Below are 19667 nucleotides of genomic sequence, written 5' to 3' on the forward strand. Positions count from 1 at the left end.
GTCAGAATTGAAACATTATCGTAACGTTTTTATATATAATGTAAAAATAGTATTTATTTATTGATGTAAAAATGATATAGTATTGTCGAATATTGTTAAATAAACAGAATAGAATGCAATATACTTGGGGTGAAGACGTGTGACCATTAAAACGGACCATCGTCTATTATATTTACAAGTAATAGATCGATTAAAGAAAGATATTGAATCTGGGGTCTATCAGGAAGGGGAAAGACTTCCGAGCGAGTTTGAATTATCGAAGCTGTTAGGTATCAGCCGCGCAACACTTAGAGAAGCGCTGCGGATACTGGAAGATGAGAATATCGTCGTCAGAAGGCATGGTGTAGGTACTTTTGTACGTACTCGTCCAGTTTTCTCATCTGGTATTGAAGAGCTCTTCAGTCTCACTGAGATGATTGAACGAGGTGGACAGAAACCAGGCACAATATTCTTATCATCAGATACAAGAGAAGCGATGGACGAGGAAATCCAGCGGTTCAACCTTGAAGCTCCTGATGAACTTGTAGTAGTGGAACGTGTTAGGACGGCAGATGGACAACCTGTCATATATTGTCTTGATCATGTCCCTGCCAAATTGATGCCATCCAATTACAAATCGATGGAGGAAGAATCACTGTTCAATTTGCTAGAAAAAGAGTCTAATAGCCGAGTATTGTATGCGGTCACTCATATCGAACCTTTAGGATTTCACGACAGGGTATCAGACGTACTGGAATGTCCACCAGAATCATCCCTGCTCGTATTGAAGCAAATGCATTATGATCAGAATGATGTTCCTGTCTTGTATTCGGTGAATTACTTTAGGGCGGATAAGTTTGATTTCCACGTTGTCAGACGTCGGGTGTGAGGGGAAGTTCAAAATGGCGCCAAATGATAAACGGCGAATTTCAGACACACAGGGTATAGTTCCAGCGTTCTCATAGCTTTTAAGGAGGTGGTCAAGGGGGTTGTTTGAAAGCGCTTAGCTTTTAGAAATTTATGAAACTTTGATAATACACTAAGGGGGAAATGTACGGAATGAAAAAGCGTTATGGGTTATTGATGTCTATGGTTTTAGCGGCTGGAACATTACTTTCTGCTTGTGGTAGTGATGAAGCTGCATCAGGGGATAAGAAAGAGGACGGCTTTAAAGTCGCAATGGTTACAGACACTGGCGGAGTAGATGATAAGTCGTTCAACCAATCTGCTTGGGAAGGCCTTAAAGCATTTGGTGATGAAAACGACCTCGAAGAGAAAAAAGGATACAAATACTTACAGTCGGAAAAGCAAAGTGACTACCGTCCGAATTTGAACAACTTGGTCCGTCAAAATTATGATTTGATTTACGGAATCGGCTTCTTGATGCAAGAAGACATTCAAAAAGTCGCACAACAACAAAAGGATGCACAATTTGCACTTGTTGATAGCGTAGCTGTTGATGAAGAAGGAAATCCGCTTGAAAATGTGGCAAGTATTACGTTCAAAGAGCATCAAGGATCTTTCCTGGTTGGATTGGTAGCTGGATTGCAAACGAAGACGAATAAAGTCGGGTTCATCGGCGGAGTAGAAAGTGAACTTATTTCTAAATTTGAGAATGGTTTCCTTGCTGGTGTATTGACTGCAAATCCGAATGCTGAAGTACTCACTCAATATGCTGGGGATTTCAATGACGCTGCTAAAGGTGCCACGATTGCTTCGGCACTATATGGTAAAGATGTAGACGTTATTTATCATGCAGCAGGAGGAACTGGTGCAGGAGTGTTCACAGAAGCAATCAACCGTAAGAAGAACGGTGAAGACGTATGGGTGATCGGAGTAGACCGTGACCAATTCGAAGAAGGAATCTATGACAAAGGAAATAACAAAAGTGTAACCCTTACTTCAATGGTAAAACGTGTAGACACAGCCGTATTTGAAGTTTCTTCCCAAACAAAAGATGGAAACTTTCCGGGTGGCAAAATCGTAGAATTCGGACTTGAAGAAAATGGAGTAGGTATCGCTCCAACAGAAGATAACGTTACAGAAGAGTCACTGAATATGGTTAAAGAATATAAAGAGAAAATCGTTGCAGGTGAAATTGAAGTACCTAAGACAGATGAAGAATACGAAACGTTCAAAAACGAAAAGTAATCTATAGCTCTAACAGAGGGGTTGACCCATAATTCTTTGAGTCAACCCCTTTATTTATGCAATTGAACAGTTTGCAATTCCTTTGGGATCGACTCATCTATCAATACCCTTGTGTTCTTGAGTGTAACAATGGTATGTCGGATATTCACCAGACTCCCTTGTTACACTTAAGAGCCATATAAGAAAGAATCAGCAATGCTGTTCAGTATGTGCAAACGTAACAACATAGTAGGAGTGATGACAGTTGGAATACGTCATTGAAATGCGGGACATCCGCAAAGAGTTTCCTGGCATAGTTGCCAATGACAACATAACATTACAGGTTCAAAAGGGTGAGATCCATGCATTGTTAGGGGAAAACGGTGCAGGGAAGTCCACATTGATGAACGTGCTATTCGGCCTGTATCAGCCTGAAAAAGGTGAAATACGTGTACGCGGTGAAAAGGTGGAGATCACAGATCCGAACATCGCAAACAATTTGGGAATTGGTATGGTCCATCAGCATTTTATGCTCGTAGAAAACTTTACTGTTACTGAGAATATCGTCCTTGGACAGGAACCGAAACGGCGGGCACAGGTCGATATCAAATCAGCAGCAAAGAAGGTCGAAGAAATATCCAGACAATATGGATTACGTGTAGATCCATATGCCAAAATCGAGGATATTTCCGTCGGGATGCAACAACGTGTAGAGATTTTAAAAACATTATATCGTGGAGCGGACATTCTGATATTTGATGAACCGACAGCTGTGTTAACACCCCAAGAAATAAAAGAATTGACCCAAATCATGAAACGTCTGATTGCAGAAGGGAAATCAATCATCCTGATCACCCATAAGTTGAAGGAGATTATGGAAGTCTGCGATCGTTGTACGGTTATCCGCAGGGGTAAAGGAATCGGTACTGTAGATGTAGCCGATACGAATCGCGAAGAATTAGCTTCGATGATGGTTGGTCGTAATGTATCGTTCACTACAAAGAAAGAAAAAGGAAATCCTCAACATGAAGTTCTTGAGATAAACGATCTTGTAGTGAAAGATGCTCGGGGAGTACCAGCTGTTAACGGTTTGGATTTGACGATTCGCGCAGGGGAGATCATCGGAATCGCAGGTGTAGATGGCAACGGACAGTCGGAATTGATTGAAGCGATCACAGGTTTGCGAAAAGCAGACAGTGGAGAGATTCGGTTGAATGGTAATGAAATAACCAATCTCAAACCACGCAAAGTCACTGAATCAGGGATTGGCCATATACCGCAGGACCGTCATAAACACGGTCTGGTTCTGGATTTTTCCATCGGTGAAAATATCGTGTTGCAAACCTACTATCAAAAACCGTATTCCAAATATAAACAGCTTAAAGCAACAGAAATTTTCAAAAAAGCAGAACAGTTGATTGAGCAGTTCGATGTACGGACGCCGAGTGCATATACGCAAGCGAGGGCTTTATCGGGTGGAAATCAGCAAAAAGCGATCATCGCACGTGAAGTGGATCGCAGTCCGGACCTACTTATTGCCGCACAGCCGACACGAGGACTTGACGTCGGAGCGATCGAGTTCATCCATTCCAAGCTCATTGAAGAAAGAGATGCGAATAAAGCTGTATTGCTCGTATCATTTGAACTTGAAGAAATCAGGAATGTTAGTGACCGAATCGCTGTTATATATGAAGGAAAAATCATAGCGATCGTCGATCCGGAAGAGGTCACTGAACAAGATTTAGGTTTGCTGATGGCTGGTTCGAAACAGTCAATGAAGGAGGAGAAGTAAGTGAAACTGCAAAAAATTCTATTCAAGCTCAGCGTTCCTGTCATTGCAGTTGCGCTGGGTCTTCTCGTCGGCGGAATTATCATGGTTACAAGTGGATATGACCCACTGCTGGCATACTCCTCTCTGTTCAGTGTAATCTTCACAGATCCATATTATATCGGAGAAACAGTCAGGCAGATGTCACCGCTGATTTTATCAGGAATTGCTGTCGCATTCGCTTTCAGGACAGGGTTGTTTAACATTGGTGTAGAAGGTCAGCTATTAGTAGGATGGCTCGCTTCTGTCTATGTTGGAATCGCTGTTGAAGGTGTCCCTGCTTTCATCCATATTCCGCTCGCCATCCTTGCGGCAGCAGCTGCTGGGGCATTGTGGGGGCTTGTACCTGGCTTTTTGAAAGCGAGATTCAGAGTACATGAAGTCATTACCACGATCATGATGAACTATGTAGCTTTACATGTCACGAACGCAATCATTCGAACTCATTTGTTAGCGCCAGGAGAACGGACTGAAGATATCCAGTCTTCAGCTTCTTTGTCATCGCTGTTCTTACAAGAAATAACGGATTTTTCGAGGTTACACTATGGAATCATCGCAGCCATATTAGCTGCGGTATTGATGTGGTACTTGTTATGGAAGACGACGACTGGATACGAACTGCGTGCAGTCGGATTCAACCAGCATGCTTCTGACTATGCAGGAATCAATGTTTCGAAGAATATCATCTTATCCATGTGCATTTCTGGTGGATTTGCTGGTGTTGCAGGAGCCATGGAAGGTCTAGGGACGTATCAATATATGACAATTAATGCTGCCTTTACTGGTGTCGGCTTTGATGGAATTGCTGTAGCGCTTCTTGGAGCGAATAGTGCGATTGGAATCATTCTTGCTGCAGCTCTATTCGGAGGACTGAAAATCGGAGCATTGAATATGCAGGCGATGGCGCAAGTCCCTCCTGAATTGATTACAATTGTCATTTCACTAATCATCTTTTTCGTAGCTTCAAGCTATCTTGTCTACTGGTTGCGAAACCGGATTAACAGAAGGGGGAAAATTTAGATGGATCTCATGCAGATATTACAAATTATCATACCAACAGCCATCTTTGCTGCTGCCCCTTTGATCCTGACTGCGCTCGGTGGCGTTTTCAGTGAACGATCCGGAGTTGTCAATATCGGTTTGGAAGGGCTCATGATGATGGGAGCCTTTGTCGGAGCCGTTTTCACGTTCTATGGTGAGACCTGGGGATTTGGAAGTGCATCACCTTGGTTCTCTTTCCTGGTCGCAATCGTAATCGGTGCGATTTTTTCACTGCTACACGCGGTGGCAAGCATTTCGTTCCGAGCCGACCAGGTAGTCAGCGGCGTAGCTTTAAATTTTTTAGCAGCTGGTTTGACGATTTTCTTAGTAAAGAAAATCTTTGATGCTGGTCAAACGCCGTATTTGAATGAACGGATTTTCAAATCGGATATTCCTGTACTATCCGACATCCCGTTTATCGGCCCGTTACTTTTTGGTGATGCTTATATAACATCATTCTTAGCTGTAGCTCTGGCTTTCGTTGTCTGGTTCGTCGTGTTTAAAACACCTTTTGGACTTCGTTTACGAGCGGTCGGTGAGCATCCGATGGCTGCAGATACGATGGGAATCAATGTAACGAAGATGCGTTACATTGCAGTTATGCTGAGTGGTGCATTCGCAGGGCTTGGTGGTGCTGTTTACGCAACCTCGATTAGTGGGAACTTCACACACTCGACGATTGCAGGGCAAGGATTCATGGCCCTTGCAGCTATGATCTTTGGAAAGTGGCACCCGCTTGGCGCATTAGGCGCAGCTTTGTTCTTCGGGTTTGCTCAGTCGTTAAGCATTACAGGTCAGCAAATACCATTGCTGAAAGAAATACCACACGTCATTTTGCTCATTTCACCATATGTGCTGACAATCCTTGCACTGGCTGGTTTTGTAGGCCGTGCAGACGCACCTAAAGCAATCGGAAAACCATACGAAAAAGGAAAACGTTAATTAATAGAGAACTTCTCATAGTATGAGGAGTTCTTTTTTTTATGGGGTTGTTTAATGTTAATGTTTGAAAATTTCCTTTAAGCGAAATTCGCGACACTCCTGCGGGAACAGCGAGCCAAGCGAAACCCCGCAACGAGGAACAAGTGAGGTGCCTTGCGGAAGTGGTTTGATGCAGGGAAGTGATGTCTAACTCAGCGACCAGTCACTTGGGTCACTTCAAACTTCTGCGGCGGTCGACATATTGATTGACATCCTTATGGGTGAGCCCACGCAGAACCAAGTCTTGAGCCTACTCGTCAGTTTTCCTAATCGGGTCGCTTCCCCGCGTAAGGGGAGTGAATTTTGCAGAAAACAACAATTGCCTAGAAGATAAAAAGTGTAAGTATAGCAATTACAATTAGCTTGCCTTCTGTTATGAAAATCTCATTAAAGAGTATTATAATGATGAGTGTTTCATGTTTCTGGGGAAAATGGGGTAAGCTATCAACAGAAAACCTGGCAAAGGAGAGGTTGAAGATATGACAAGTACAACAGAACCTCGAGTGGTACCTACGGATGGGTACACACTGCATCTGATTGAAACAGAAAAATATAAGACAACGACGATATCCATCCAGATAAAACGTAAGATTGAAGAAGAGCATGTTACAAAACGGGCATTGTTAGCGCAAGTCTTAAAAGCTGGCACGAAATCTTTTCCATCATCATTACATATCCATCGTCTATTGGAAGATATGTATGGTGCCGGATTCGTAACTTCTGTCGCTAAAAAAGGGGATTACCAGATCATCACGATCCGTATGGATGTTTCAAATGAAAAGTTTCTGTTAGACAATACACAGCTCCTCGATCAGTCCCTTGAGTTCTTATCTGAAGTGATGTTGCAGCCATTGAACGATGGCACGAAATTCGATGAGAATAATGTGAGAAAAGAAAAACGGGTCTTGAAACAGAAAATCCAATCGATCTATGATGATAAAATGCGTTTTGCGAATAAACGCCTTGTTGAAGAAATGTTCAAAGGCCGCCCGTATGCACAACATGCCTATGGAAAAGAAGAAGAGGTCGATGCCATCACTGCAGAAGAACTTTTCAACTACTATAAGGACGTAATGAATAAAGATGAAATCGATATCTATATCGTCGGAGATATCGATGGAGAGGAAGTAGAACGTAAAGTTCTCTCGAGAATCGAACTGAGTGAACGGGTCAATGCGGATGATTCACCTTCCTCTGAAATCGAAAACAGGACACAGGAGAATGTTGTTTTTGATGAACAGGACATCAAACAAGGAAAGCTCCATATCGGTTATCGGACGTCAATTACCTTTTCCGATCCAGAGTATTATGCCATTCAGGTCTTCAATGGAATATTCGGTGGATTTTCACATTCGAAATTGTTTATCAATGTCCGAGAAAAGGCGAGTCTTGCGTACTATGCAGTTTCGAGGATCGAAAGTCATGTAGGTGCCCTTTTCGTCATGTCAGGAATCGAATTCAAAAATTATGAAAAAGCGGTTTCGATCATTAAGAAACAGATGGAAAAGATGAAGAATGGTGATATTACAGACGCTGAATTCTCCCAGACCAAGGAGATGCTGCGGAATCAACTGCTCGAGTCTGTTGATAACCCGAACAGTTGGGTGGACCTGTTATATCATTCAAGAGTAGCCGGTATTGAGCGTTCCATCGATGAGTGGATAGATGGGATTCAGGCTGTAACGATGGACGATGTCCAGAAAGTTGCCGAAACTGTCACGCTTGATACGATCTATTTCCTTAAAGGGGAGGGTCAATAACCATGAATGAAACGTTTTTCGATCAACTGCAAGAAACCCTTTATTCCGAAACATTAGATAATGGACTCCAGGTATATGTATTACCGAAAAAAGGATTTAATAAGACATATGCAACCTTTACGACCAAATATGGATCTGTTGATAATCATTTCACACCGATCGGTTCAGGCGAGCCTATCAAAGTTCCTGATGGCATCGCTCATTTTCTAGAACATAAATTGTTTGAAAAAGAACATGGTGATGTTTTCCAGGATTTCAGTAAACAAGGGGCGTCAGCCAATGCTTTCACATCCTTTACAAGAACGGCTTATCTTTTTTCCAGTACCTCGAATGTTAAGGAAAATCTGAAGACATTGATCGATTTCGTGCAAGCGCCTTATTTCACTGAAAAGACCGTAGAGAAAGAAAAGGGGATTATCGGACAGGAAATTGAGATGTATGATGATAATCCCGATTGGCGTGTATACTTCGGGGTGATCGAAAACATGTTCCATCATCATCCGGTAAAAATCGATATTGCAGGAACCGTTCCTTCCATAGCGAAGATCACAAAAGATTCATTGTACACCTGCTATGAGACATTTTACCATCCAAGTAACATGCTCTTGTTTGTTGTCGGTAATGTCGATGTTAAAGAAATCATGGATCTCGTAAAAGAGAATCAAAACGGAAAAGATTTTGCAGCACCTGAAAAAATCGAGCGTTTTTTTGAAGAAGAACCACCTGAAGTTGCAAAAAAGAAATCGGTCATTAAAATGACTGTACAAACACCTAAGTGTATGGTTGGCATCAAAGAGGCGACCCCAAATCGGATAGGTGAGGAACGCCTTAAATACGAACTAAGCATGAATCTTCTGCTCGATTATTTGTTCGGTCAAAGCTCAGATAATTATGAGGAATTGTACGATGAAGGCTTGATCGATCAATCATTTTCGTTCGATTATACAGAAGAATCCGATTTTGGTTTCTCACTCATAGGCGGAGAAACAAGTGACCCGGATCGATTGACGGAACGAATTTTTGAAATGATCGAGGCGACCAAATCAAAAGGGATTGATCCTGACTCAATTGAACGTTTGAAGAAAAAGAAAATAGGGAGTTTCCTTCGATCGATGAATTCGCCTGAATATATCGCCAATCAATTCACCCGTTTCCAATTCGGAGATATGAATCTGTTCAATGTCGTTGAAATGTATGCGAAGATCACACCTGAGGATCTCCAAAAGATAATGAATGATCACTTTAAGGAAAAAGCTTTTACAAGCTGTCAGGTCAGACCAAAAAGCAGTTGAGAATAAAAGCGGGAAACGTGAGGCTGACTGAAAAAGTCAGTCTCTGCTTATGTCGTTGCAATTAAAAGTGGGATTGATCGGGTTAACGTACAGAAATTTCAGATGGGAGGGACACTATGAAAACCTATGCCTTAGTCACTGGCGCAAGCGGGGAAATCGGACAAGCAATCGCCCGAGAATTGGCATCTCAAGGATATAACTTGTATCTGCACTATTATCAGAATAAAGAGGCTGTTGAAAAACTACAGATGGAATTTGCGGTATCGATCGAATGTAAATTGATCAATGCGAACTTAGCAGTTTCTGACGGACCAGGGATTTTAACCGAACAAATTAAAACTCCGGTAGACGTACTTGTTTATAATTGCGGGAGCTCACATACTGGACTGATAACGGATGTGTCTCAAAAGGAACTTGATGGGATGGTGCAGCTTCAATTAAAAAGTCCATTCCAGCTTATACAACAACTTCTGCCTTCAATGATCGAAAGGAAAAAAGGATCGATCGTCATGATTACTTCGATTTGGGGACAGACAGGTGCATCCTGTGAGGTTCTCTATTCAATGGTGAAGGGCGGTATGAATACGATGGTAAAAGCATTATCAAAAGAATTGGCGCCGAGTGGGATTCGAGTCAATGCAGTCGCTCCAGGAATCATTGCAACGAAAATGAATGAACATCTTTCTGATGAAGAGCTGGAAGCGATCTCAGATGAAATACCGATTGGGCGTTTCGGGCTTCCTGAAGAAGTCTCGGATGCGGTTGGATATTTGGTATCTAAAAAATCATCCTATGTGACAGGTCATATCCTACCTGTCAACGGTGCTTGGTATTGTTGATTACTGTTTCCAGAAAACGGACCTTCAAATCGCATTTTGGAATTGTGAAAAACAATAATCTTTACTAAAGGCTTTGTTAAAAGCCTTGTTGAAAAACGATGCATACTTTCCAGTTTTTGAGACATGATAATGCTTGAACGATTTTATTTTTCTAGGAGGGACTAGACATGTCTGTTCTTGATAACTGGGAAGATTGGAAAGGTTTCCTCGGTCAACGCTTGAACCAAGCAGAAGGAAAAGGTATGAAGGATGGAGCGATTACTGAAATCGCGACTGAAATCGGAGGATACCTTGCTGATCAGGTTGAGCCGAAGAATGCAGAAGAAAAAGTACTTGCAGACCTTTGGCATGTTGCCAATGAAGAAGAGCGTCATTCAATCGCAAGCATGATGGTCAAGCTTGTACAAGAAAGACGATAGTTGAAAACGGGCTGATTCCATTTAAAGGATCAGCCTTTTTTCGTGTGGTCAAGGCAATTCTTATCACTTTGTTCAAGACTTGCCAAGTTTTCTTTACACCTCATGGCATAAGTGCAACTAAGGCAATTCTTATCACTTTGTTTAAGACTTGCCAAGTTTTCTTTAATTTTACTTTTCTTAATGTGGAAAATCATTTATCATTAGAGAAAAGGATGTCGGATATTGGTGAACAGCGAAGGAGATGACTAATGGAACAACAGGAATGGTATTTAGAATATGAAATACATAAAAACCGTCCCGGGCTTCTAGGTGATATTTCTTCTTTGCTCGGTATGTTAGGGATAAATATTATTACAATCAACGGCGTTGACAATATGAGGCGCGGAATGTTGTTGTTGGTTCATAATTCTGAACAAGTCGAACGTCTGAAGACTATCCTTGAGACGATGGACAACATTACGATCACGAAAATGAGGAAACCGAAGCTCCGAGATATTTTAGCGGTCAGACATGGACGTTACATACAAAGAGATGCTGATGATAAAAAGACATTCCGGTTTGTCAGGGATGAACTTGGCTTGCTTGTTGATTTTATGGCTGAATTGTTCAAAGTCGATGGGCACAAACTCATCGGTATCCGCGGGATGCCTCGGGTCGGGAAAACTGAATCGATCGTAGCAGCGAGTGTATGTGCAAACAAGCGATGGATTTTCGTTTCTTCAACTCTTCTGAAACAAACGATACGCAGCCAATTGGCAGACGATGAATACAGCAATGACCATGTGTTTTTAGTTGATGGGATCGTTTCTTTAAAGCGGTCATCAGAAAAACACTGGCAGCTGATCCGTGAAGTCATGAGACTACCAGCAACCAAAATCGTTGAACACCCTGATATTTTTGTAAGGGATTCAGAGTACACGCTTGATGATTTTGATTATATTATTGAACTCCGAAGTAACCCTGAGGAAGAAATTACTTATGATGTCGTTGATGATTCAAACCCTACATCCTTTGGTTTTGATTTTGAATAGTGGCAGGTGGTAGCAAGTATGACAGAACTTGGTCAGCGCTTGAAAGAAGCGCGGTTGGAAAAACAGTTATCATACGAAGAGTTACAAGACAAGACGAAGATTCAGAAGAGGTATTTACAAGCGATCGAAGAGGGGCAATACTCCGTACTCCCGGGAGCATTTTACGCCCGAGCATTCATTAAAAACTACGCTGAAGCAGTCGGCCTTGATCCCGATATGCTTTTTGAAGAACATGCAAGTGAAGTCCCCGCTTCAAAAGAAGGACCGACTGAATTCTCGCCCAGGTCCTCGAAACCTAAAACAAATGTGCCGAAAGATAATAAATTGGCTAAGGTCCTCCCATTATTATTGACAGCAGTTTTATTAACCGCACTTTTAATCGCATTTTACTGGGTAGTACAGAATAACAGTGGCAACAGCAGTTCTGAACCGAATAAAGATAATGTCGACAATTATGAAAGTACTGAAGGTGAGAAACCACCGGAAGAATCCTCAGAAACAACCGAAGGTAAGGACGGCAATGAAGAAAGCAGTGACGACTCAGAAGATGATGGAACAAATGAAACTGAAACCCAATCTGAAGAAGTAACCCCAGAACAGACGCTAGAGGAACTATCTTCAGAAGGAAGTATCAAAACCTATTCCTTATCGGGAACAGATGAGTTCAACGTTGATCTGAAAATAAATGGGGAAACGTATATTGATGTGAAAGACGAATCAGGTAAAAACATTCAACCTGGCGGAAAAATATTCAAAAAAGAGGATGGTACGGTTTCGTACGAGTTGACGGACCACACTCAAGTTACTTTTAACATCGGTGCGACTCAGCATGTAGAGGTCACTGTCAATGGTGAATCAGTCACCTATGCAGTTGAACCATCCAAGAGACCTCATCAGAAAATCATCATCCAGTACCAAAATGGAACAGAAGAACAATAACAAAAAGGATTGACCCAACAAGCAAACACTGACATGTTGAGTCGGTCCTTTTTATACTTTGGCTCTGTTAAAGCTTAATGTTGATTCATTTAGAGTTTGAATGAAATTCGCGACACTCCTGCGGGGATAGCAAGCTAAGCAAGACCCCACACTTATTAAAAGGATCTTGGACTTTAATTTGCGCTTACGGTTACTTGGCGCAAAACTACAAGGAGGGATTTAAGTCCGTGGCCTTGTAGTGAACGTCGAGGCAAGCATAAGATAAGCTTCAAAGAATTTTCATCGCAGACACGAAAATGCTATTTCAAAAATAATCGATTCTTTTCAATTTGACCATTCATTAGGATTCATTGTTTGCATTTCTGCCGTTTGTGGTAAAATATACATGCTTGAGCGATAACCGACAGGAGGCAGTTATGAACTTACCAAATAAAATAACAGTATCAAGAGTAATGTTGATTCCTATTTTCATGGTCTTCCTTCTCGTTCCATTCGACTGGGGTACCCTTGAAGTCATGAACGGGGAGATACCGACACATCATTTTATCGCTGCACTTATCTTCATTATTGCATCATGTACAGATTGGATTGACGGTTATTATGCAAGGAAATTGAACCTGGTCACGAACCTGGGGAAATTTCTTGACCCTCTTGCAGATAAGCTACTGATCACAGCGGCATTGATCGGACTTGTTGAACTGCATCTTGCACCAGCTTGGATGGTAATTTTGATTCTTAGCCGTGAATTTGCGGTCACAGGACTACGGTTGATTGCAGCAGGTGATGGGGATGTCATTGCAGCGAGTCAGATGGGGAAATTGAAGACATGGATCCAAATCATTGCAATTACAGCATTATTACTTCATAATGTTCCGTTCACGATCGTTGGATTTCCATTTACTGACATAGCACTATGGGCAGCAACAATCATCACGGTCTACTCAGGATGGGATTATTTTATGAAAAACAAGCACATTATGCTAAAGTCGAAATAACGACAAAGAAAAGGCTGACTCAACAAATAAGGTGAAGTCAGCCTTATTCATTTAAACAATGGTTCTACCAGAGATGTATTTTATGGAACCGCTACAATTTCAAAAAGAGGTGCAGAATCTATGAATGCAGAAATCATTGCAATCGGTTCCGAGCTTTTATTGGGTCAAATCGCCAATACCAACGGCCAATTCATTTCTAAACAGCTAGCTGATCTTGGCATCGATGTTTTCCACCATTCTGTTGTCGGGGATAACAAACAACGGTTGATTTCTACGATTAAAACCGCTGAAGAACGTTCTGACCTGTTGGTTTTTACCGGTGGCTTAGGACCCACAAAGGATGACCTCACGAAAGAAACGATTGCAGAGCATCTTGGACTTCCGTTAATTGAAAATAAGGAAGCGATGGATTTCATTGAAGAGTATTATGAAAAAATCCAACAACCGATGTCTGAAAACAATCGCAGACAAGCTCTTGTGTTCGAAGGAGCGGCAGTATTGCCGAATAATAACGGTATGGCTCCTGGCATCGCCTTGCGAAAAGAAAACAAGACTTACATACTCTTACCAGGCCCACCGAAGGAACTGAAACCGATGTTCACCGATTTTGCGATCCCGTACATTCAAAATGTGAGGGGTGAGGATGTGGAACGCATCCTTTCACGTGTACTGCGGTTCTATGGAATTGGTGAGTCGGCACTCGAAACGAAGGTGATGGACCTTATTGAAAGCCAGACGAATCCTACAATCGCACCGCTTGCCGGTAATTTTGAGGTGACCTTGAGACTGACAGCCAAATGTGAGACCGAAGAGCAGGGTAAAGCGATGATCGATCAACTTGAGAGGGAGATTTTAGATCGGGTCGACAGCTATTTTTATGGGTATGATGACACCACTCTTTCCTACGAAACCTTCGATACGTTACAAGACAAAGAACTTACTGTTTCTTGTGCGGAGAGTCTAACGGGTGGATTATTCGGACATGAATTAACGAAACAGCCTGGAGCGGGACAAGTTTTGCAGGGCGGGATCATTTGCTATCAGAATGAGATCAAAAAGAATCAACTGAAGATTCCCGAAGAAGTGCTGGATAACGAAGGTGCAGTAAGTGAATCATGTGCGAAATTGATGGCTGAAAATGTTCGTGAGTTATTCAACAGTGATTATGGCATCAGTTTTACTGGAGTAGCTGGTCCGAATGAGATGGAGGGCAAACCTCCTGGAACCGTTTATATCGGAATAGCATCTCCGCAAGGGACCAACGTATTTCCCCTTCGTTTAGCTGGTGATCGGAATGCGGTCAGGACCCGGACAGTCAATTATGGATTGTTTTATTTATTGAAGGAACTTATTGGACAGTCTATTTCGCAAAAAGGCGAATAAATGTTCGTAAAAAGTATTGGCAAACGAGATGAAAAAAGGTATGATGAAGTTAGTTAATTTTAAGGAGTGATTGCATGAGTGATCGTAAAGCTGCATTAGATATGGCATTAAGACAAATAGAGAAGCAATTCGGTAAAGGATCTGTAATGAAGTTGGGAGAACAAACGGAAAATCGGGTTTCTACAACTTCAAGCGGATCACTCGCAGTAGATATCGCACTTGGCGTGGGTGGTTATCCACGCGGCAGGATCATCGAAGTTTATGGACCAGAGTCATCCGGTAAAACAACCGTAGCTCTGCATGCCATTGCGGAAGCACAACGGAACGGCGGACAGGCAGCGTTCATCGATGCTGAACATGCTCTTGACCCGGTTTACGCTGAAAAGCTCGGTGTGGATATCAATGAATTGTTGCTTTCACAACCAGACACCGGGGAGCAGGCGTTAGAGATCGCAGAAGCACTCGTACGAAGCGGAGCGGTCGATATCCTGATCATCGACTCTGTAGCTGCACTGGTACCAAAAGCAGAGATCGAAGGGGAAATGGGTGACTCGCACGTAGGACTTCAAGCTCGTTTGATGTCACAAGCCCTTCGTAAATTGTCAGGTGCGATCAGCAAATCAAAAACAACAGCCATCTTCATCAACCAGATCCGTGAGAAGGTCGGCGTCATGTTTGGAAATCAACGATTAGTTGCTTAATCTGTGATGGATTAAGGAGTTTACTATGGGTTTCCCATGCTAGTGATAGCATGTTTAAAAAACCTTGTGAACCTTATTGCCTAAGGGTGTGGCATTTTGAATGCTGCTAACGGTGAAGCCCTCCACAAGATGGGTAATACCGTGCCAAGCCAATTGCAGGAAGGTGTAGAGACTACCGAAAAGGACTCTCTGAAGAGTCAACTTAGTAGGGTACGGCAGAAGATAGGCTCCTGCTGGAAGTGCAAGGCTCTCAGTTAAAAGTACTGAGATGAAGAGATAGTCCACACTATAGAAATGGAAAATCTATAGATCATGCCAGAAACAACTCCTGGGGGACGCGCCCTCAAATTCTACTCTTCTGTACGTCTGGAAGTACGAAGAGCAGAAACGTTGAAGCAAGGTAACGACATGGTCGGAAACAAGACACGGATCAAGGTCGTCAAGAACAAAGTCGCACCTCCGTTCAAAACAGCCGAAGTGGATATCATGTATGGAGAAGGAATCTCAAGACAAGGAGAAATCCTTGATATCGGATCTGATATTGATGTTGTCCAAAAGAGCGGTGCTTGGTACTCATTCAATGGTGATCGTCTCGGTCAAGGACGTGAGAATGCAAAGCAGTTCTTGAAGGAAAATGAAGCGATCCAAAACGAAATCTATCAGCAAGTCCGCGCATACTACCAATTGAACACAGAAACAGCGGCAGCAAAAGAAAAAGAAGATTCAGACACAGAAGAACAAGATTCATTAGTATAATGATTTGACGAAAGATGACTCGAAATCCTCCGACCTGTAACAGCGACGGGAGGAAAGCTCCGGGTCATCTTTTTATTTTAGGATTTTTATCCCGCAAGCGAGGAACGAGCGAGGGGGCTTGCGAATATAGGGATCATGCACCGACGTGATGTCCATCTCAGTGACCAGTCCTTGGATCACTTCAAACTTTCTGCATCGGCGGCAGCCTCCTCGTCAGTTTTTCAATGACCTTCGTGACTAAACGGGTCGCTTCCGCTTTTCTTGTGCCCGCGGAAAGATAGTGAATTTCGTAGAAATCAGAGCGCATTCCAATCGCTTTACATTGCCAACTAAACTCTCTATTGACAGCTCTTGACATTAAAAATAGACAACTATACAATTAGTGTATATTGTTTGATTACTTTTACAATTGTTAAACAATGAAACCGCTGTATGTGAATAGCTAGCTTAATGGAAAACTATTCAAATTTACACCCAACAATTAGATAGCAAGAGGAGGTGAATGGTATGTATATTGACATAATCGTCCTCATCTCCATTTTGCTTGTCTCTGCAATCGTGTTTGCAGTTGTTGGATATCTTGTTCGTAAATCAATTGCTGAAGCGAAAATTTCTAGTGCCGAGCATGCGGCGAAACAGATTATCGAAGATGGAAAACGAGAAGCTGAAGCTAGCAAAAAAGAAGCTTTGCTCGAAGCGAAAGATGAGATGCATAAGCAACGGGTAGAAGCTGAAAGTGAAATTCGCGAACGCAGATCAGAACTTCAAAAACAAGAACATCGATTGGTACAAAAAGAAGAGGTCCTTGACCGCAAAAGTGAAACCTTAGATAAGAAAGAGGAATCATTAGAAAAAAGGGAGGATACTCTCACCAAAAAACAACAACAAATTGAAGAGATGGAAAGCAAAGTGGAGCAGGTGTTGCAGCAACAGCAACTGGAACTCGAACGACTATCTGGAGTTTCACGCGATGAAGCGAAGCAGATGATCATGGAACAAGCCCAATCGGAAATCGATCATGAGCTTGCAGCTATGATTAAAGAACGTGAAATCCGCGCGAAAGAAGAAGCAGATAAGAAGGCGAAGGAGATCTTATCTCTTGCCATCCAGCGTTGTGCTGCCGACCACGTCGCGGAAACAACTGTTTCCGTTGTCAATCTGCCGAACGATGAGATGAAAGGTAGAATCATCGGTCGTGAAGGACGTAATATACGTACTCTTGAAACATTGACGGGAATCGATCTGATAATCGATGATACACCTGAAGCGGTCATTCTTTCCGGATTTGATCCAATCAGGAGAGAGATTGCAAGAATTGCACTTGATAAACTTGTTTCCGATGGCCGGATCCATCCTGCACGAATTGAAGAAATGGTGGATAAGTCCAGAAGAGAAGTTGACGAGTATATCCGGGAAATCGGTGAACAGACTACCTTTGAGATTGGTGTACACGGTTTGCACCCTGACCTGATCAAGGTTTTGGGACGCTTGAAGTATCGTACAAGTTACGGTCAAAACGTCCTCAAGCACTCAATGGAAGTCGCTCACTTGACTGGATTGATGGCTGCTGAGCTTGGAGAAGATGTAAACGTAGCTCGCCGGGCTGGATTGCTCCATGATATCGGAAAAGCAATCGACCATGAGGTGGAAGGAAGTCATGTTGAAATCGGTGTAGAACTTGCTCAGAAATACAAGGAACACCCGATTGTCATCAACAGTATTGCCTCCCATCATGGAGATACTGAACCTACGTCAATCATCGCGGTTCTGGTCGCCGCTGCAGATGCATTATCTGCCGCAAGACCTGGAGCTCGTAGAGAGACGCTTGAAACATACATCAAGCGACTTGAAAAGCTTGAAGAGATTTCTGAATCCTTCGATGGTGTCGAGAAATCATTTGCAATCCAAGCTGGACGTGAAATCCGGATCATGGTACGCCCTGACATGGTGGATGATATTGCATCCCACCGATTGGCTCGAGACATCACTAAGAAAATTGAAGATGAACTTGATTATCCTGGACATATCAAAGTTACAGTCATTCGGGAAACAAGAGCAGTTGAATATGCGAAATAAAGCGGCGGAAACGTCGCTTTATTTTTTTCTGAAAATATGTGTTATTTGATATCGAGGCTGAAAGGCTGTAAGTGGTGGGAATATACAAGACACCTGTGGGAAAAAAGAACCCGGCCAGCCCCCACTGTGAGAAGGCTTCCCGTGGAAAGCGAGTATATTTCCTAATCAAATAATAAGTGGAAATGAGTTAGGACTTGAAAACCATCTTCCAGACTTAAGACAGAGCCCACCATCATATCACAAGTTACCAAATTGCTTTTATACATGGATTGGACACCGCCTTCCTAACGTGGCATAGTAATGAGAAGAAGCTGAAAAGAGATTTAAAATAGAAAGGGTAATAATCAATGAGAATATTATTTATTGGTGACATTGTCGGTTCACCTGGCCGAGCAATGGTTGAAACATATCTTCCAAAATTGAAAACCAAGTATCAACCTACATTAACCATCATTAACGGTGAAAATGCTGCTCATGGTCATGGTATAACAGAAAAGATCACAAAAAACTTGAAGCAATGGGGTGCTCAAGCAATCACAATGGGAAACCACACCTGGGACAATAAAGAGATCTTCAACTTCATTGATGATGTTCCGCAAATGGTCCGTCCAGCTAACTTTCCAGACGGAACACCTGGACAAGGTTATACCTTTGTGAAAATCAACGACATCGAAGTAGCTGTAGTCAATCTTCAAGGCCGTACTTTCATGCCTCCCCTTGATTGCCCCTTCCGTAAAGCAGATGAAATCATCAATGAGGTGAAAACACGTACTCCATACATATTTGTCGACTTCCATGCTGAAGCGACAAGTGAAAAACAAGCACTTGCCTGGTATTTGGATGGAAAAGTATCGGCGGTGGTAGGGACGCATACACACGTACAGACCTCCGATAACCGTGTCCTGCCAGGAGGTACAGCTTACATTTCAGATGTCGGAATGACTGGACCTTATGATGGAATCCTCGGGATGAGTAAAGAAGCTGTTCTTAAAAAATTCTTAACAAATCTACCAGTTAGGTTTGAAGTCGAAAATGGGCGGGAACAGTTAAGTGGAGTCTTAATCGATCTTGAACGGGACACTGGGAGAGCCAAATCGATTAAAAGGATCCAAATCAACGATGATCATCCTTTCACAGAATAGTCTTGGTAGAGCTTTTGAACTTTTAAAGGAATACAAGCTCACATCGTGAATATAGTAGAAGTGGTAGGATATCAATAAGGAGGTACAAATCATGGAAATATTAAAAGTTTCAGCAAAGTCCAATCCAAATTCTGTAGCTGGCGCATTAGCCGGAGTCCTCCGTGAAAGAGGGGCAGCCGAAATACAGGCAATCGGTGCTGGCGCCTTGAATCAGGCTGTGAAAGCAGTAGCTATCGCTCGAGGATTTGTAGCACCCAGTGGAGTTGACCTCATTTGTATCCCTGCATTTACAGATATCTTGATTGAAGGAGAAGAAAGAACCGCAATCAAGTTGATCGTTGAACCAAGATGATGAAGTGTGAGGGGGCTGGCCAA

General features: G+C 42.5%; 17 protein-coding genes and 1 pseudogene. All 18 read left to right on the forward strand.

Annotation, left to right across the window (positions count from 1 at the left end):
- Positions 1-139: 139 nt before the first annotated feature.
- Complete coding sequence (locus tag KOL94_RS04360; RefSeq protein ID WP_221564456.1) at positions 140-868, forward strand: GntR family transcriptional regulator; 729 nt, start codon at positions 140-142, stop codon at positions 866-868.
- 170 nt (positions 869-1038) lie between these two features.
- The gene (locus KOL94_RS04365; RefSeq protein ID WP_221564457.1) at positions 1039-2130 is read left to right on the forward strand and encodes a BMP family lipoprotein; all 1092 of its coding nucleotides are present in this window, start codon (positions 1039-1041) and stop codon (positions 2128-2130) included.
- A gap of 244 nt (positions 2131-2374) precedes the next feature.
- On the forward strand, positions 2375-3901 hold the full coding sequence (locus KOL94_RS04370; RefSeq protein ID WP_221564458.1) for an ABC transporter ATP-binding protein: 1527 nt from the start codon (positions 2375-2377) through the stop codon (positions 3899-3901).
- A gap of 6 nt (positions 3902-3907) precedes the next feature.
- Positions 3908-4957: an ABC transporter permease gene (locus KOL94_RS04375; protein ID WP_311775163.1), complete on the forward strand. Its 1050-nt coding sequence runs from the start codon at positions 3908-3910 to the stop codon at positions 4955-4957.
- Positions 4958-5920 carry an ABC transporter permease gene (locus KOL94_RS04380; protein WP_221564460.1) on the forward strand — a complete coding sequence of 321 codons (963 nt, stop codon included), beginning with the start codon at positions 4958-4960 and terminating at the stop codon, positions 5918-5920.
- 518 nt (positions 5921-6438) lie between these two features.
- Positions 6439-7719, forward strand: a complete 1281-nt coding sequence (gene yfmF, locus KOL94_RS04385) for an EF-P 5-aminopentanol modification-associated protein YfmF (RefSeq protein ID WP_221564462.1) — start codon at positions 6439-6441, stop codon at positions 7717-7719.
- Between the two features lie 2 nt (positions 7720-7721).
- Positions 7722-9011, forward strand: coding sequence for an EF-P 5-aminopentanol modification-associated protein YfmH (gene yfmH, locus KOL94_RS04390; RefSeq protein ID WP_221564464.1), 1290 nt, complete (start codon positions 7722-7724; stop codon positions 9009-9011).
- Positions 9012-9127: 116 nt separating this feature from the next.
- Positions 9128-9850, forward strand: coding sequence for an elongation factor P 5-aminopentanone reductase (ymfI, locus tag KOL94_RS04395; protein WP_221564466.1), 723 nt, complete (start codon positions 9128-9130; stop codon positions 9848-9850).
- 167 nt (positions 9851-10017) lie between these two features.
- A complete protein-coding gene (locus KOL94_RS04400) occupies positions 10018-10269 on the forward strand; it encodes a DUF3243 domain-containing protein (RefSeq protein ID WP_221564468.1) in 252 nt (83 codons plus the stop codon).
- Positions 10270-10517: 248 nt separating this feature from the next.
- Complete coding sequence (locus KOL94_RS04405; RefSeq protein WP_221564470.1) at positions 10518-11300, forward strand: DUF3388 domain-containing protein; 783 nt, start codon at positions 10518-10520, stop codon at positions 11298-11300.
- A gap of 18 nt (positions 11301-11318) precedes the next feature.
- Positions 11319-12239 carry a helix-turn-helix domain-containing protein gene (locus tag KOL94_RS04410; RefSeq protein WP_221564471.1) on the forward strand — a complete coding sequence of 307 codons (921 nt, stop codon included), beginning with the start codon at positions 11319-11321 and terminating at the stop codon, positions 12237-12239.
- Between the two features lie 416 nt (positions 12240-12655).
- Complete coding sequence (pgsA, locus tag KOL94_RS04415; protein WP_221564473.1) at positions 12656-13234, forward strand: CDP-diacylglycerol--glycerol-3-phosphate 3-phosphatidyltransferase; 579 nt, start codon at positions 12656-12658, stop codon at positions 13232-13234.
- A gap of 120 nt (positions 13235-13354) precedes the next feature.
- Complete coding sequence (locus KOL94_RS04420) at positions 13355-14617, forward strand: competence/damage-inducible protein A (protein WP_221564475.1); 1263 nt, start codon at positions 13355-13357, stop codon at positions 14615-14617.
- 74 nt (positions 14618-14691) lie between these two features.
- Positions 14692-15300: pseudogene (gene recA / locus KOL94_RS04425) on the forward strand (recombinase RecA); the annotation flags it as partial.
- A 330-nt stretch (positions 15301-15630) separates the two neighbouring features.
- Positions 15631-16074 carry a recombinase RecA family protein gene (locus tag KOL94_RS04430; RefSeq protein ID WP_483298059.1) on the forward strand — a complete coding sequence of 148 codons (444 nt, stop codon included), beginning with the start codon at positions 15631-15633 and terminating at the stop codon, positions 16072-16074.
- Between the two features lie 507 nt (positions 16075-16581).
- Positions 16582-18150: a ribonuclease Y gene (gene rny / locus KOL94_RS04435; RefSeq protein ID WP_221564477.1), complete on the forward strand. Its 1569-nt coding sequence runs from the start codon at positions 16582-16584 to the stop codon at positions 18148-18150.
- 347 nt (positions 18151-18497) lie between these two features.
- Positions 18498-19292, forward strand: coding sequence for a TIGR00282 family metallophosphoesterase (locus KOL94_RS04440; RefSeq protein WP_221564479.1), 795 nt, complete (start codon positions 18498-18500; stop codon positions 19290-19292).
- A 91-nt stretch (positions 19293-19383) separates the two neighbouring features.
- Positions 19384-19644 (forward strand): stage V sporulation protein SpoVS, encoded by a 261-nt coding sequence (spoVS, locus tag KOL94_RS04445; RefSeq protein WP_066446403.1) that lies wholly within the window; start codon positions 19384-19386, stop codon positions 19642-19644.
- Positions 19645-19667: the final 23 nt, after the last annotated feature.

It is taken from the genome of Alkalihalobacillus sp. TS-13, from assembly GCF_019720915.1.
In the GTDB taxonomy this organism is placed as follows: domain Bacteria; phylum Bacillota; class Bacilli; order Bacillales; family Fictibacillaceae; genus Pseudalkalibacillus.